The 16,010-nt window shown below is 52.4% G+C and carries 18 protein-coding genes; 14 read left to right on the top strand and 4 right to left on the bottom strand.

Going from position 1 to position 16,010, the window contains the following annotated elements:
* The first annotated feature begins 9 nt into the window (after positions 1–9).
* From hisF to AAC086_RS17180, 9 genes are all read left to right on the top strand, one after another.
* Positions 10–771 (top strand): imidazole glycerol phosphate synthase subunit HisF, encoded by a 762-nt coding sequence (gene hisF, locus AAC086_RS17220; protein ID WP_339780538.1) that lies wholly within the window; start codon positions 10–12, stop codon positions 769–771.
* A gap of 68 nt (positions 772–839) precedes the next feature.
* Complete coding sequence (locus tag AAC086_RS17215; protein WP_339780537.1) at positions 840–1,172, top strand: phosphoribosyl-ATP diphosphatase; 333 nt, start codon at positions 840–842, stop codon at positions 1,170–1,172.
* Between the two features lie 37 nt (positions 1,173–1,209).
* Positions 1,210–1,581, top strand: coding sequence for a histidine triad nucleotide-binding protein (locus tag AAC086_RS17210; RefSeq protein ID WP_339780536.1), 372 nt, complete (start codon positions 1,210–1,212; stop codon positions 1,579–1,581).
* A 264-nt stretch (positions 1,582–1,845) separates the two neighbouring features.
* Positions 1,846–2,313: a DUF6314 family protein gene (locus AAC086_RS17205; RefSeq protein WP_339780535.1), complete on the top strand. Its 468-nt coding sequence runs from the start codon at positions 1,846–1,848 to the stop codon at positions 2,311–2,313.
* Between the two features lie 150 nt (positions 2,314–2,463).
* Positions 2,464–2,883: a VOC family protein gene (locus tag AAC086_RS17200; RefSeq protein WP_339780534.1), complete on the top strand. Its 420-nt coding sequence runs from the start codon at positions 2,464–2,466 to the stop codon at positions 2,881–2,883.
* Between the two features lie 501 nt (positions 2,884–3,384).
* The gene (locus AAC086_RS17195; RefSeq protein ID WP_339780533.1) at positions 3,385–4,329 is read left to right on the top strand and encodes a glyoxylate/hydroxypyruvate reductase A; all 945 of its coding nucleotides are present in this window, start codon (positions 3,385–3,387) and stop codon (positions 4,327–4,329) included.
* Between the two features lie 202 nt (positions 4,330–4,531).
* The gene (locus tag AAC086_RS17190) at positions 4,532–5,011 is read left to right on the top strand and encodes a GNAT family N-acetyltransferase (protein WP_339780531.1); all 480 of its coding nucleotides are present in this window, start codon (positions 4,532–4,534) and stop codon (positions 5,009–5,011) included.
* Between the two features lie 213 nt (positions 5,012–5,224).
* Positions 5,225–5,518: a phosphoribosylpyrophosphate synthetase gene (locus AAC086_RS17185; protein WP_339780530.1), complete on the top strand. Its 294-nt coding sequence runs from the start codon at positions 5,225–5,227 to the stop codon at positions 5,516–5,518.
* Positions 5,519–5,700: 182 nt separating this feature from the next.
* Positions 5,701–6,282, top strand: a complete 582-nt coding sequence (locus AAC086_RS17180) for an SAM-dependent methyltransferase (RefSeq protein WP_339780529.1) — start codon at positions 5,701–5,703, stop codon at positions 6,280–6,282.
* A 124-nt stretch (positions 6,283–6,406) separates the two neighbouring features.
* On the opposite strand, the gene AAC086_RS17175 is transcribed toward AAC086_RS17180, so the two are convergent.
* The 4 genes from AAC086_RS17175 to gshB form a co-directional block, all read right to left on the bottom strand.
* Positions 6,407–7,924 (bottom strand): YifB family Mg chelatase-like AAA ATPase, encoded by a 1,518-nt coding sequence (locus tag AAC086_RS17175; protein WP_339780527.1) that lies wholly within the window; start codon positions 7,922–7,924, stop codon positions 6,407–6,409.
* A gap of 248 nt (positions 7,925–8,172) precedes the next feature.
* The gene (locus tag AAC086_RS17170; protein WP_339780525.1) at positions 8,173–8,484 is read right to left on the bottom strand and encodes a hypothetical protein; all 312 of its coding nucleotides are present in this window, start codon (positions 8,482–8,484) and stop codon (positions 8,173–8,175) included.
* Between the two features lie 177 nt (positions 8,485–8,661).
* On the bottom strand, positions 8,662–10,044 hold the full coding sequence (locus AAC086_RS17165; RefSeq protein WP_339780523.1) for an alkaline phosphatase D family protein: 1,383 nt from the start codon (positions 10,042–10,044) through the stop codon (positions 8,662–8,664).
* Positions 10,045–10,415: 371 nt separating this feature from the next.
* Positions 10,416–11,360: a glutathione synthase gene (gshB, locus tag AAC086_RS17160; RefSeq protein ID WP_339780521.1), complete on the bottom strand. Its 945-nt coding sequence runs from the start codon at positions 11,358–11,360 to the stop codon at positions 10,416–10,418.
* 202 nt (positions 11,361–11,562) lie between these two features.
* Here gshB and AAC086_RS17155 point away from each other — a divergent pair, with 202 nt between their 5' ends.
* The 5 genes from AAC086_RS17155 to AAC086_RS17135 all read left to right on the top strand — a co-directional run bounded on the left by AAC086_RS17155 (position 11,563) and on the right by AAC086_RS17135 (position 15,805).
* Positions 11,563–12,273, top strand: a complete 711-nt coding sequence (locus tag AAC086_RS17155; protein ID WP_339780520.1) for an outer membrane lipoprotein carrier protein LolA — start codon at positions 11,563–11,565, stop codon at positions 12,271–12,273.
* 611 nt (positions 12,274–12,884) lie between these two features.
* Positions 12,885–13,565, top strand: coding sequence for an EI24 domain-containing protein (locus AAC086_RS17150; RefSeq protein ID WP_339780519.1), 681 nt, complete (start codon positions 12,885–12,887; stop codon positions 13,563–13,565).
* A gap of 152 nt (positions 13,566–13,717) precedes the next feature.
* The gene (locus tag AAC086_RS17145; RefSeq protein ID WP_339780518.1) at positions 13,718–14,368 is read left to right on the top strand and encodes a polymer-forming cytoskeletal protein; all 651 of its coding nucleotides are present in this window, start codon (positions 13,718–13,720) and stop codon (positions 14,366–14,368) included.
* Between the two features lie 3 nt (positions 14,369–14,371).
* Positions 14,372–15,013, top strand: a complete 642-nt coding sequence (locus tag AAC086_RS17140) for a hypothetical protein (protein WP_339780516.1) — start codon at positions 14,372–14,374, stop codon at positions 15,011–15,013.
* 240 nt (positions 15,014–15,253) lie between these two features.
* The gene (locus AAC086_RS17135; protein ID WP_339780514.1) at positions 15,254–15,805 is read left to right on the top strand and encodes an invasion associated locus B family protein; all 552 of its coding nucleotides are present in this window, start codon (positions 15,254–15,256) and stop codon (positions 15,803–15,805) included.
* Positions 15,806–16,010 lie beyond the last annotated feature (205 nt).

The raw sequence follows: 16,010 nt of genomic DNA, 5'->3' as shown, positions 1-16,010 counted from the left end.
GAAGCCGACATGCTGAAAACCCGTGTGATACCCTGCCTGGACGTCAAAGATGGTCGCGTCGTCAAGGGTGTGAATTTTGTGGATCTGATTGACGCTGGCGACCCGGTCGAACAAGCCCGCATCTATGATGCTGAAGGGGCCGACGAGCTTTGCTTTCTCGACATCACCGCCTCAAGCGATAACCGCGATACCATTTTTGATGTCGTGGCCCGCACCGCAGAAGCCTGCTTTATGCCCGTCACCGTGGGCGGCGGGGTGCGGACCCTTGAAGATATTCGCAAATTGCTGCTGGCCGGGGCCGATAAGGTGTCGATCAACACCGCCGCCGTGAACAACCCGGACTTTGTGCGCGACGCAGCCCGCAAGTTTGGCTCACAATGTATTGTGGTATCGATTGATGCCAAATCCACCGGGCCGGACAAGTTTGAAATCTTCACCCATGGCGGTCGTAACGAAACCGGAATAAATGCTGTTTCGTTTGCAAAACAAATGACCGAATATGGGGCTGGCGAATTGCTGGTGACCTCGATGGACCGTGATGGCACCCAGTCGGGCTTTAACATTCCGCTCACCCGCACCATTGCCGATGCCGTCTCGGTGCCAGTCATTGCATCGGGCGGGGTTGGCACCTTGGACCATATGGTTCAAGGGGTTACCGAAGGGCATGCCTCCGCTGTGCTCGCCGCATCGATCTTTCATTTTGGCACTTATCGCATTCGCGATGTAAAAAACCACATGAAAGCGGCGGGACTTCCGGTGCGCGACGCATAACGTTGCGATATTAAAACGTTTTTTAAATATGCACTGTTTCCACTGTTTTCAAGGGCAGGACGGGCAAGATGACCAAAGCACTGGACGGCGAAATTCTCGACCGGCTGTATGACACGGTTGCCGCACGCAAGGGTGCCGACCCCGAAGAAAGCTATACGGCAAAGCTGTTTAGCAAGGGGACACGCAAAATAGCGCAGAAAGTAGGCGAAGAAGGGGTAGAAACCGTGATTGCCGCCCTGGCCGAAGGGCCGGAAAATGTCGCATCCGAAAGTGCCGATCTGCTGTATCATTTGCTGGTGCTGTGGGCCGATCGCGGCGTAAAACCCGAACATGTCTGGGAAATTCTGGCAAAACGCCAGGGCCTTTCCGGTATTGCCGAAAAGGCATCGCGTCGTGAATAATCCGGGTTACATCCCGTCTGATATCAGGAGCCTTCCGATGGCCGTAAAACCCTATGATTCCGAAAACATTTTCGCCAAAATCCTGCGCGGCGATATTCCGTGCAACAAGATTTTCGAAGACGACCACGTCCTTGCCTTCCACGACATCGCCCCACAGGCCCCAACCCACATTCTGGTGATCCCCAAAGGGGCCTACACGTCTTACGACGATTTTGCGATGAATGCGTCAGACGCTGAAATTCTGGCCTTTACCCGCGCAATTGGCAAAATTGCCGCCGCTGCCGGTGTGGTTCAAGACGGCTATCGCCTGATCTCGAACACCCGCGAGAATGGCCGCCAGGATGTGCCCCACCTGCATGTCCATATCATTGGCGGCAAAAAACTGGGCCTGATGCTGCCCCGGGATTAATCCCCCGAAAACTGGCGTGCCCATCGCACGCCAGTGAGGCCTGCTTTTGCATCGGGCAGGGCAATATCCGGCTTTAAACCCGTTTCAAACCCTTATACCATTTCGAAATCAAAACAAAATTGACGGCGCGCCGTCAGAAAGCCCGGATAACACAGCAAAAACGACAACCCTGTGAAATCACCTCTGGGAGACCGTTTGATTTTAAATCATTTTTCCCCAATGTGCCGTTTTCTCTGACGATGGTGCGAACAATGAAATCCTGATATGTCCGTAAAGCCCGAAATTGCAGCGCAACGCATTTTTACCTGTCTGACCGGAAACTGGACCTTGCGCCGAACAATGGGCGAAATGGGTACCTTTGCCGGAACAGCCCGGTTCTATACGGCTCCTGATAGCCCGGAAAACAGCCTGCGTTACCGTGAAGAAGGCGTTTTACAGCGTATTGACGGCCACCATTTTGACGGCTACCGCGAATATGATTTCGTCTTGCGTGGGCAAGCGATTGAAATGCTGTTTCGCGACCCGGTCAGTTTTGGCAATCGCTATGTCTTGCTGGATTTTGACAATATTTCTGACAATGACATGCTTGCCGCACAGGACGATCACCCATGTGGGAACGACATGTATCATCATCGCATGTTGTGGCATCACGCCGATCATTTCGAAACCAGAATTAAAGTCGTCGGCCCAAACAAGGATTATGAACTTCATACCCTTTATCATCGGCCATAAAGCCCGATCACCCACGCCGGATTCAGACATAACGGGGCAATAATATGGGGTGCCGGGATGATAGTGGCAGAACTTCCGGCTTTTGCATCACCCTCACTCTAATTTACAGTAGTAGCCAACCCTTAACGTTAATTTTCTGGAAATTAAACCATGCAAATTCCACCGTTTCATTTGGCATTTCCAATTAAATCCATTGCCGATACCCGCGCTTTTTACATCGATATTCTGGGCTGTGAGGAAGGAAGATCGACCGAAAACTGGATCGATTTTGACTTTTTTGGCCATCAGCTTTCGGCCCATATTCGCCCCGAAGCCGGGCAAAATGCCGGGACCGGCACGGTAGACGGCGATGCCGTGCCCATCCCGCATTTTGGCGCGGTTCTGGAATGGCAGCAATGGCATGACCTGGCCGATCGTTTGAAAGATGCCGGTGTGGCATTTTTGCTGGCCCCTAAAATCCGTTTTGTCGGCGAACCGGGCGAACAAGGCACCTTTTTTGTCACCGATCCTGCCGGAAACGGGCTGGAATTTAAAACATTCCGCGATCCGGCGATGATTTTTGCCCATTAACAAACAGCCAACGATCCCCGCAAAACCCGGCATTGTCACCTAACCCGGTTCAGCGCCGGGTCGGGTGCTTGTAATATTGCCCGAAAGCATTTTTACCCGTATTTCAAACAGGTTACCGCTGCCAAAAGCAGATTAGAGCATGTTTCCTTTAATAAGACCCATTTTGCCAACGCATTTTGCTGCTCAGCAAGGAGAAGTCCGCGGGGCATAACGGGGTTACGGACAAGGATTTCGACGTCGCCGAGCAGAAAAATGCGTTGGCCCGCAGGGTTTGATTTTGACGGTGTTTGGCGGCGTTACACCGCTTGCCCGATGCGCCGCATCGCGCGGCGCGCTGTGCCTTGCCAAACGACACGTCAAAATTAAACAAAATGGGTCTTATTAAAGGAAATATGCTCTAATTGCCAAAACCCGGAAGTTTGGGGAACGCCATCATCTGGCGTGCGTTATAAAATGACACCCATAACAACAAGCAAATTAAAAACAAACAAGGAGAGCAGCATGTCGGCATCCGCCCCTTACAAAATCCTGATTGCCGCCCAAGGCGAGGAATTAAACTGGAAAGAGGCGATGAACGCCCGGCTGCCCGACGCCACCATTTACACCCGGGACGACACATATAACCCGGCAGAAATCGATTTTGCCCTGTTATGGAAACAGCCCCAGGGCATGATGAAAAGCCTTGCCAATGTGCGCGGTATTTTTTCACTGGGGGCCGGTGTGGAACATGTGTTATCGGCCCCGTCCTTGCCGAAAAACGTGCCGATTGTGCGCCTGGAAGATGCTGGAATGGCGCAGCAAATGGTAGAATATCATATGTATGCCGCCCTGCATTTCATGCGCGATTTTGACCATTACATGCGCTCGCAAAATGAGGGCGACTGGCACCCCCGCGACGTCGCCGAAATTAGCGATTTTCGCGTTGGGGTCATGGGGCTGGGCGCGCTGGGTGCAACCGTTGCCACCCGCCTTTCGGAAATGGGTTTTACCGTTTCAGGCTGGAGCCGACGGATGAAAGTCCTTGAAAGGGTTAAAACCTTTGCCGGGGCCGAAACCCTTGATGAGTTCCTCGCCCAGACCGACATTCTGATTTGCCTGTTACCTCGCACCGACAAAACCGAAGGATTGCTTGATCGGGCGCGGCTGTCAAAATTGCCCGGCAATGCCGCCATTATCAATGCCTCTCGCGGGGCAGTGATTGTCGAAGAAGACCTTCTGCGTTTGCTCGATACCGGGCATTTGCGCGGGGCCTTTCTTGATGTTGCCGTCAACGAACCGCTGCCCTCAGATCATCCGTTCTGGAATCACCCCAAAATACGCCTGACCCCGCATATTGCCGCCGCCACCCGGATCGGCCCGGCGGTGGACCAGATTGCCGAAAACATTGCCCGCATTGACAAGGGTGAAACACCGCTTGGGCTGGTGGATCGCGATATCGGTTATTAAAAAGCCTGCCTGATACTTGGTAATAACCGCCAATATGTAGTGAAAACCCCGATAAAACGGAAAAATATCTGTATTTATCCCCGCAATCACACGATTTGCGGGGATTTTTAGGTTTAAACGCCAAAAATTCGTTTCAATATGGAAAAAATGCCTGAATTTCCGTAAAACACTGGCAATTGATGCATTTTACAGGGTCTTTGCCATGACACAGCCAACACAGCCGGTTTTTCGTTATGCGCTCCGTTCGGATTTACCCGCCATTGTCGCCTTGCTGGCTGATGATGAAAAAGGCAAAACCCGCGAAAACCTGACCAATCCCTTGCCCGATATTTATTTCAATGCCTTTGACGCCATGGAAGCCACCAGCACCGATGCCTTGCCCAACAAATATCTGCTGGCGATTGCAAATGACCAGATTGTGGGCTGCCTGCAACTAACCCTGATCGCAGGCCTGTCGCGCCAGGGGCGCTTGCGGGCCCAGATCGAAGGGGTTCGGGTATCCTCCGCCCATCGTGGGCAAAAAATTGGCGAAGCGATGATTTTACGCGCCATCGATATTTCCCGCGACCTTGGCGCGTCGCTGATGCAATTCACCACCGATAAAACCCGTACCGATGCCCACCGCTTTTATCAACGCCTGGGTTTTATTGCCAGCCATGAAGGCATGAAACGCGACCTTTAAACGCAGGGTTTGACAGCAATTTTCCGTATCACATTTTACAACGGCAAACGGGCAGGCGATTTTTTTGCACAAGGAGCCACAGACAGAAAAACAGGCAGAGCATTGCCACAATTGAGGTTCAGAATCTGACCTTAAGACCCGCCGGTAATAAAGCCGGGAACAGTCGCGATGCTGATACGTTTCAGGTAAATATCGCAATAGCCCGAGGAGAGCATGATGAACTTGTCAGAGTTACAGGACAGTGCGATTGAACGTGGTTTCACCCATACCTTTATCTGCACCGACAGCGGCGTAAAACGTGATGGCGATGGCCCGGTTTATCCGGTTACCGATCTTAAAATTGTCAATAGCAGCAGCGTTGGTACTGGCACCGACCCCGGTGATGACGCAACACTTTACCTGATCGAGGCCACCGATGGCAGCAAAGGCACCCTGATTGTTCCGACCGGTTTTTATACTGATCCGGCCAAGGCAAAAGTGATTGATCAATTGCTGCAACGTCACTAGCGCAGCACTAAATGCCATAACATCTGGCCCGCAAATCGACGCCATTGATGACAAAAACGGTAAAAATTCATTTTTAATCCAGAGAATTTGCCGCAAAATCACCACCTTCTCGCGAACATATAAAAGCGCGTCATAACGAAAGCTGTGTGGTTCAAACCGCCGCCAGAGAGATGGAAAATTCGATGTCCGATTTATTGCCGTTTTTACGCGCCTGGGTAAGTGACCCCATGCGCGTTGCCGCAATCAGTCCGTCCGGTTCAGCCCTGACCGAACTGATGACCCGCGAAGTTAACCCCGAAGATGGACCGGTGCTTGAACTTGGTCCGGGCACCGGTGTTTTTACCCGCGGGCTTTTGGCACGTGGTCTTAACCAAAACGACCTGACCCTGATCGAAGCAGGCCGGGATTTCGCCGAAACATTGGCAATCCGCTTTCCCCAGGCCAGAGTCATTTGCATGGATGCAACCCGGCTTGGCAAAGCCAACCTGTATCCAGAGAAAAATCTCGGCAGCGTCGTTAGCGGTTTACCCTTATTATCGATGAAACCCCGTCAGGTGATGGGAATTTTGGGTGGTGCCTTTCGCTATATGCGGCCGGGCGGGTATTTCTATCAGTTTACCTATAGCCCGCGTTGCCCGGTTCACCCCAATATCCTGGACCGGTTGGGCCTCAAAGCCACCCGTGTTGGCCACACCATGCGTAATGTGCCGCCCTCTAGCGTCTATCGCCTGTCGCGCAATAACGATGGTGTCTGGTTTGGCTAAACCGATCCATCTTTGATAAAAATGCCCCAAAGACTTTGCCTGCCTGCACCATCCCCTCCGCCTGCCTGATATTCCGTTATACCTTATTCATATCTGTATCGTCTGCTTTCGCCTGCCATCGCCGTCATTTGCGGCGATAAACCATTTGTCTGTACATTAACGCTTCGGCAATGTGGCTGCGCGTGACGGTATCGCTATTGCCCAAATCGGCGATGGTGCGTGCGACACGCAACACACGATGATAGCCGCGCGCCGATAGCTTCATGCGCCGGGTGGCGTCTTGCAATAATACGCGGCCTTCCGGGTCGGGGGTGGCGAAACCGGTTAAGACATCCCCGTCGGCCAGCGCATTGCAGGTCACACGGTTACCGGCACCATAACGGTTGATCTGGCGGTCGCGCGCCTGCAAAACACGTTGGCGCACGATAGCTGTGGTTTCGCCATTGGCCGGGGCGTCCAGTTCATCAGGGGTAACGGCGGGGACTTCGATTTGAATATCAAACCGGTCAATCAACGGGCCGGATAAACGCGACTGATAATCCTCGCCGCAACGCGGTGCGCGGCTGCACGCGGCATGTTCATCGCCCAGATAACCGCAGCGACACGGGTTCATCGCCGCCACCAGTTGCACCCGGGCCGGATAGGTGACATGGGCATTGGCGCGCGCAACCGAAACCTCGCCGGTTTCCAATGGCTGGCGCAGAGCATCAAGGACATTGCGCTGAAATTCCGGCAATTCATCCAGAAACAACACACCATGATGGGCCAATGAAATTTCACCAGGCCGCACCCGGTGCCCACCACCAACCAAAGCAGGCATACTGGCCGAATGATGCGGGGCCCGATAGGGGCGCACGCGCACCAACCCGCCTTCAGGCAAAGTCCCCGATACCGAATGAATAACCGTGCTTGCCAAGGCTTCGGCCGGGGAAAGATCGGGAAGCAAGCCAGGCAGGCGAGCGGCCAGCATCGATTTACCCGAGCCCGGCGGGCCGTTCATCAACAAATTATGCCCGCCCGCTGCAGCAATTTCCAAGGCCCGCTTGGCACTTTCCTGGCCCTTGATATCCCGTAGATCGGGCTGGTCGGCCGCAGGTGAAAGCGCTTTCACCGCCACCGGGCGCGGTAATATCTGGCTGCCTTTAAAATGATTGATCAATGAAATCAGGCTGGGGGCGGCCAATATATCAAAATCCCCTGCCCACAGGGCTTCGGCCCCGTTGGCCTTGGGGCAGATAATGCCGCAATCCCGGCTGGCGGCCTCCATCGCCGCAGGCAACACACCGCCCACCGCCGAGATCGAACCATCCAGCCCCAATTCGCCCAACACCACCCACGATGATATATCTTCAAAACTGATGACATCCATCACGGCCAACAGGCCCAAGGCAATTGGCAGATCAAAATGTGATCCTTCCTTTTGCAAATCGGCCGGGGCAAGATTGATGGTAATGCGTTTGGGCGGCAGGGACAGGCCCATGGCCGACAGGGCAGAACGCACCCGTTCGCGGGCCTCGGAAACGGCTTTGTCGGGCAGGCCAACAACGGTAAAGGCAGGCAATCCACTGGCCATTTGCACCTGCACATCCACCGCAATGGTGTTAATGCCGGAAAAGGCCACGGTCGTTACATGTGCAGTCATGATAAAGATAAAGCCTGTCTGATCCCCAAGACCCTCACTTTGGCGCTAAACGGAACAACAGGCAACCAGCACGTGCATATTTGCCAACCCACGCCCAAAACGAACGTCAATGCGGGCAGAAAAACCATCTTGCCGGATGGTTTTTGGCAAACCTCAAAAGGTTTTTTCCGGCAAATGGAACCAGAAAAACCGCATAAAATTCAGTATAAAATCAGAAATATGATCTTATATAACCATCAATGGCAGTTTTATTCTTTGGAATCGGCTTTGCTATCGACAGAAGCGACATCGTTATCATCTTCAACATCATCGTCGTCGATGTCGTCGTCATTTTCATCGGTGGCAACAGCATCTTCGCGCGGCACCAAAAATTCCTTGCGGCAGGGAACGGCTTTGCCGTCAACCACGGTCCAGCCGAAATTGCGCATTTTGCCGAAACTTTCGCGTTTCATGGTAATGCCGCTGGCCTTGTGCAGGCGGACTTCATCGGGGTTTTCCCCTTTGATTTTACGGGCCCGGGCCCAGGCGCGTTCCCGGACAGCTTTGGAAATTGGGGTCATGTCATCCTGATCGTTAAATGCGGCGCAGGCCACAAGTGAAAGATAGCCGCCCTGTATAGACGATTTAAAAAAATGCGACAGAACGATTATCGCGCAATGATAACGTTTATCGCACGATATCCCAACCGTTGCTGTCGGGCGGAAAATCAGCACAGGTTATTTTTCACCGACAAACGGCTAAATCTTCAGATCCGGGGTCAAACCGGACTGTTCCAGGTGCCAATTGGCATGCCAGGATGAACAATGCCGCGAAAGGATCAGATAATTGCGTTCGGCCACATAAATGGATGACTGGCCGGGCAAGGGGCACAGCCGGGTTGGACGCCCCTTTAACGGATTTTCACCCAACCACGCCAAAAACCCCAAACAGCGGGCAAAGGCCTGTGGCGGGGCCTGATGGGCAATGCCCGATGCCACCAATTGATGAACAACCCGCGAACGGGTTTCAAAAACACCCCGGGTGGCAAGGTGGATTTCACCCGACAGCAAGGTGACATCATGATCGTCATTATCGGCAATATCTTCGATCAATTCCAGAAACCGGCACCATTCGCGGCGATGGGAACGGCTTTGCCATTGATCGCGCAGGTCATCCTCGTATTTTTGCGCCCGTGGCATCAAATGCAAAATCGCCTCGACCACCGACAGGCGCGGTCCTATTGCCGGAACACTCGACATCAGTAAAACCCGGTTCGATGGCGGCACATTGCGAACCATTTTTTCCAGCATGGCCCAGCCCACATCCCCCATCACCGCACCCCGCCGCCGTTCAGATCGTAAATCAGGGGCAATAACTGTCACACCGGGATAATCATAACGCCAGCCCAGCGAACGGGCCTTTCGGTCATAAATGCTATCGGGCAGGGCGCTGCCATCGGGGGCGGTACATAATTGCATCACCATAAAAGCATAGCGGGCGGCATCAAACATGCCGCGTGCCACCGCCATTTCCTGAAACCCGCCCGCGTGGCTGCCCCAACCATCGAATATATCGTGATCATCCCACATCATCACCGAGGGCACCTGCGCCATCAGACAGGCAATCCGGGGCAGGGAATAAATCGTGATATAATGATCAAGATAGAATTTCAAAACGGCGTCGGCCATCTCGTCGGTAAAAACCGCTGATTTTTTATGGCTGTTCGATGCCTGGTGCCACGCCGTAATATCGGGATGACATTGCCATACAGCATCCGCGTAAATCTGGTCGCCGCCATGCAACAATAACGAAAACGGTTTTAATTCATGGCGTTGGCACAGATCATGCCACAGAGCATTGCGCTGCGCTATCGGTCGGTCAAGGTCGCCTTCTTCCTGACCATTGCAAGAGACAAAAGCCAGATCCACATCATCGCCAAAATCGGTGGAAACAGGAAAATGATCATCGCCCAGATCATACCAGGCACCGGCATGCCCGGGCAGGCTGAAATCATAGCGCCAATAGCTGCGGCCAAATTTTTCCGCCAGCTTTACCGGGGTAATGCTGCCTTCGCCCATGGGCGATAAAACCGGTGGTGCGTCATCTTGTCGGGTAATCACCAAGGCCGCAATTCTGGCCAATCCTGCGTGACATCCCCGGCCAAACAAAAACGGGCCTACGCGCCCGGGGAAAGATGTTTCGTCACACGCCTTGTTCATACCACCGCCTTTTAAACCACTTATATTACTGGCCCAATGCTGATGATACGAAAGGGTAGCGATATAAGTTCAGTAAAAACAGCCTGCCTGCCTGCTGTGACGGCATCATGGCAAAATTCGTTAGATAACCATCAGGACAGGCATGCGTTTTGGCCAATATGACGGGGCAGAATGACACATAAGGCAAAATCGGCAAAAGCCCCTTTGGCCGATTGCCTCCGCCAAAGGGGTGAATTGATTAATCAGGCGACATTACCGAAAAACGGCCCGCCTGATTTTTTGATCCGGAACGATCAGCCCAGACGGGTTTCAATGGCATCCCAGATCAGGGATTCCAGTTTTGATCCATCGAACCGATTGATTTCCTGAAGGCCGGTCGGCGAGGTGACGTTAATTTCGGTCAGGTAATCGCCAATCACGTCGATACCGACAAAAATCAGATCGCGTTTTTTAAGTTCCGGCCCGATGCGGTCACAAATTTCATTTTCACGATCGGTCAGCATCGATTTTTCGGCAACACCGCCCACATGCATGTTGGATCGCGCTTCGCCATCGGCAGGCACACGGTTAATCGCACCCACCGGCTTGCCATCAACCAGAATGATGCGTTTATCGCCCTTGCGCACGGCGGGCACATAGGCCTGCACCATTAACGGTTCGCGCGACTGAACGGCAAACAGTTCGACCAGGGATGCCAGGTTTTCATCATCGGGCTTAATGTGGAATACGCCAGCACCGCCATTGCCAAATAACGGCTTCACAATCAGGTCTTTGTGCTGTTTGCGAAAATCCCTGATTCGGTCAAGCGACCGCGTGATCAGGGTTGGCGGCATCAGGTCGGGAAACTCGGTCACAAACAGTTTTTCCGGCGCATTGCGCACATGGCCGGGATGGTTGACGACAAAGGTTTCCGGGTGGATCGCTTCAAGCAAATAGGTGGCGGTAATATAATTCATGTCAAAGGGCGGGTCCTGACGCATCAGGATAACGTCGGTTTCACGCGCCAGATCAATGATTTTAGACGCGCCAAGGTCATAGTGATTGCCATGTTCATAGCGCAATATCAGCGGGCGGACCTGTGCCTTGACCCGGCCCTGATCATAAAACATGTCATCGGGGTGATAATAATAAAGCTGATAACCACGTTCAAGTGCTTCAAGACCCATGACAAAGGTCGAATCACCCTTGATATTGATTTCTTCAACCGGGTCCATCTGGATGGCAACAATACGGCTCATCTTCCGGGTATCTCCTTGTCGCGGATGCCAATAAAGGCGTTTTTCCGCCAATTGTGATCATTTGCAGGCACGTCTTGACCAGACTGGTCTTGCACGCCAAATGATGCGATATGTTAAACGTTTGATGAAATTACTATCACCTGCCATTGGCTTTTCGCAATCGCCTTTGCGTAAAGCAAGATTTGATAAACAGGCTACATAAATGGGTTCAGATTTGCGCTTCGCCAGTATTTCCAAGAAACTTGCCTCGGCTCTTCGCCCGCTTGCAACATCAACCCTGCTTGCAGGTGCGGTTGTGGCCGGTCTGCCTTTTGCTGGTACCATGCTGGTGGCAACACCGTCTGCGTACGCGGCCGATGCCGCTGTCTTAAGCGCAAAAGACCTGCAGGATGTTTCCCGGATCGAAGATTACCTGAACGCAATCACCACCCTTAAAGCCGACTTTGTGCAAATCTCGTCGGATGGCGGCTCCGCCAAGGGCACGGTTTATATGCAACGCCCCGGCAAGATGCGGTTTGAATATGACCCGCCATCGCAAATTCTGCTGGTCGCGACCGGTCATGATTTTATTTATTATGACAAGGAAATCAACGCGCCGACCTATTTCAACATCGATGAAACCCCGGCCGGGCTGATTTTGGCCGATCATGTTTCACTAAGTCGTGATGTTAAGATTATCGATTTTCGTCGCACGGCCGAAACCATTCGCGTCAAACTGGTCCGCAAATCCGACCCCGGTGCAGGCAATGTAACCCTGGTGTTTCAGGATAACCCGTTGCAATTGCGCCAATGGGTGGTCGAGGATGCCACCGGTATTGAAACCACTGTGACGCTGTTTAATGCCGAAGAAGGCATGAAACTGGATCAAAAATTGTTCGAATTTAAAAGAATCTGGATTGGTAGCGGCAACTAGTGGCCCTTGATGCTCTCCGGTTTTCGCACCGGTAAAACTGGCACTATAAAATGTTGCCTCAATTCAACAAGATATCGCAACAGATTGGGGCAGATGCGGCTGTGCATGGATTAGAGCAGCTGGAAAACGGCCTGAAACGTGATGTTTTTTCACTGTCATGCGTTAAATTTATAGCCGCCATGCCGTTACCAAGACTGGCAATCTGCCAAAGACCTACCCATATAAACGATTGTCACAAGGCTTCCTGAATTTAAGGAAGACCGGTTCGAGGATACGGTTTCCCCTACCGTTCCCCGACACTCCAGAGTGATGGAGCGCTGGCGTCCGGTTACCCCCCTGGCCGGACGCCTCTTTTTTGTTCGCAGCCAGCCAATCCCCGAAACAACGACGCCAACGCTGACAAAGAATGTTTTTTTTCATCTTTATTAACGATTTTGGCAAAAGCAGCATCCCGGCTTCACGGGCTGTTAATTTTCATTGCCTATCAAGTATGATGCGTGGTGAAAATTGCCTGCCCGGACCGATTGGCAAGGACAAGCAACATAATTGCACCAGACGACACCCGAAATGGCCCTAAAAAACGGCACCAACACAGGACCTGACCCAATAAAATGATCAATGACTTCATGAAATCACTGGCCCAGTTTTCGGACCCCCGGTTTCGCCGTGTGGTCCTGATCGGCGTGGGCGGGGCAATCCTGACAATTCTGGCATTATGGGGTGCGATTGGTTTTACCTTAAATTCGGTCACCCTTTTCTCGGATGGCGGCTGGCTGGAAACAGTTGCCGACTGGCTTTTGGGTGTCGGCCTGGCTTTGCTGGTCTTGTTGCTGTTTCCCGCGATGACGGTCCTGATCAGCAGCCTTCTGCTTGATCAGATCGCCGAAGCGGTTGAAGACAAACATTACCCGCATTTGGAACAGCCCCGGCATCAGCCTTTTTTGGAAGCGCTGATCAACGGCCTTAAATTTTCCCTGACGGCGTTGTTCCTTAATATCCTGATTCTGCCATTGCTGATTACCGGGCCGATTTACGTCATCGCATTCTATGCAATGAATGGCTACTTGATATCGCGTGAATATTTTGAACTGGTCGCGGCCCGCCGTTATGATGTGCAAACCATGACCGCGTTTCGCAAAAGTCGCCAGATAAAGTTATGGATGGCCGGTATCGCCCTGACATTCCTGATGACGGTTCCTTTCGTTAATCTGGTTGCACCTGTCATTGCCACAGCTTTCATGGTGCATTACTGCATCCGTCTTGGCGCCTTCCAGCCTGGTGTGGCCGCCTGACAGTGTAAATTCGATCCGATTATTAAGCAAAACCAACCCTGTGGCGTTACCTCTCGCCAGAAACTGCAAGACAAGGATTGACCAATCCCATGTTCGGTAAGAAAAAAGCCAACAAAACAGTCGACAGCAGACCCGCTTCGTCGGATACATCTTTGGAACCGGCAGTTACCGGGAAACCGGATGCAACGTCGAACCGGCCCGAGGTAAAGACCGCGTCATCACCGGTGAAAAAACCGGTCGACACACCCGAAAAACGTAGCGAGCCGCGTCTGTTTACCCAGGCGCGCACCAAGGATGAACCCGCAATGTCCAGCAAACCCCATTCCACCAACTTCCGCCCGGAAATCCACAAACGTCCGTTGGAAATTCCAACCCGCGGCAGTGCCAACCGCCCCAGCTCCCCGGTTTCGAATACCGACGGCAAAAAGCTGACCGTTGGCCGGGATATTCGGTTGTCGGGTGAAATCGGATCTTGCGACATTCTGGTCGTTGAAGGCCATGTCGAAGCCCAGATCAACGATTGCCAGCGCATTGAAGTGTGCGACGGTGGTACTTTTGTTGGCACCGTCAAGGTTGACGAAGCCGAAATCAGCGGCAATTTCGAAGGCGAACTTAATGCCCGCCGGGTGAGCATCATGGGGACAGCCGACATCAAGGGGGCAATCAATTACGGCAGCCTGCAGATTGAAAATGGCGCCCGCATCAAAGGAAGCCTTGATTATATTGAAGGCAATGATGACCCGTCGAGCCGCCAGGCCCCGTCAGCTGCCATCACGATTCCGCGCAAAAGCGACGATTCCTGATCCGTGCGCGGCGCAGTTTTTTTAACATTCAGGCCTGATTGTTCCGGTGCACTGTTAACCAGTGCCCGGAAACGGCTTGGCGCAATCATTTCTGTGATTTTGCTATCGGTTTTTCTGGCGGCTTGTGCTGGCAATGCCGTTGGGCCGGGGGCGACAAACACCACTTATGGCAAAAACACCCTGAACGGTGCATCCTATAGCGACGGCATCGCGCGGGACCACGGTGCCGATGCGTCAAAAACAGATGCCACATCGGTTACCAAAACCCCGGTTCGCACCCCTAACAGCAGGGCTGCATCGAGGACAACAGACCGTACAATACCGATCAAACCGAATGTAAAACCCAAACAGACCGCAGCGATCCCGTTTGTTCAGATCAAGGCGGCCACCCTTGCCAATCTTGATGGCAAGGCAGTTGAAGCCAGGCTGGGCAAACCTGAAATGCAGCGCGGGGAAGGGTCGGCCAAGGTTTGGCAATATCGGTCTGAACGCTGTGCGCTGGATGTTTTTTTCTATCCGCAGGGCGAAAAAAAACAACCTGTTCTGGTTCATATGCTGGCGCGCTTACGCGACGGAAATGGCAAAATTGACTTGCAGGACTGCCTTGACGAAGTGGTGAAAAACCGCGAATCGCACAAAGGGTGAATTTGGCCCTGGCAGATACAGCTTTAAATACCAAAAAACCTGCGATTCCTTGGTCGAATCTTTACCTTTGCCCGCCACATTGGTCGGTAATGATTTCTTCGGTTTATAGCGTGATGAAAATGGAAGTGTCTAAAACCGGTTTTTACGGTTTAATGCCCTGTTTTGATCGCAATGTATGCCTGTCGGCCCAAAATGCCGGCACCAAAATCCTGATAACCACAGATTAGTTACGCGGATACCATGGAAAAAGCAGTACATCGTCTCGTCAAAAGCACTCTTCTCGGCGCAATTGCCATGATGGTGTCGGTGACCGGCAGCAGTTCGGCCTTTGCGCAAAATTCCCCGGAATTGATCGACGTCTATAGCAAGTGGGAAGCCTATACCTATACCGAAAAAGGCAAAAAAGTTTGTTATATGGGCAGCCAGCCGACCTCGGCCAAAGGTGACTACAACAAGCGCGGCAAAATTTATGTGATGGTGACCCATCGCCCCGCGCTGAAACTGTTTAACGAGGTCAGCTTTATCACCGGCTATACCTACAAGAAAAACAGTGACGTCGATGTTCGGGTCGATTCGAATCGTTTTAAACTGTTTACCTATGACGATTCAGCCTGGGCCGTGAACAGCGAAGAAGACCGCAAACTGGTTAAGGCAATGAAAGCTGGCATCAAAATGTCGGTTGTTGGTTATTCATCCCGCGACACGAAAACCACAGATACCTATTCCCTTTCCGGTTTTACCGATGCCTATAACGCAATTTCAAAGGCTTGCGGCATCAAACCCGTCAATTAAAGCCTGATACAGACCTTGCAGTTTCTCTCCCCGACCGGAAATAGCGGCCTGTCCCTGTTTCCATCCGATGGCTGCAATGTGAATTTTATCGTTTATCATTAACCGTCGCTCCGCTATATGCGGGGCGATTGGTTTTTTAACAAGAACTGACATAGCGTAACCGACCCAAGCGGCCCAACCCTGTTTTCAGGCCCGGCCAAAACAT

The organism is uncultured Thalassospira sp. (assembly GCF_963976115.1).
Classification (GTDB): Bacteria; Pseudomonadota; Alphaproteobacteria; order Rhodospirillales; family Thalassospiraceae; genus Thalassospira.
This window is presented reverse-complemented; position numbering and strand designations above follow the sequence as displayed.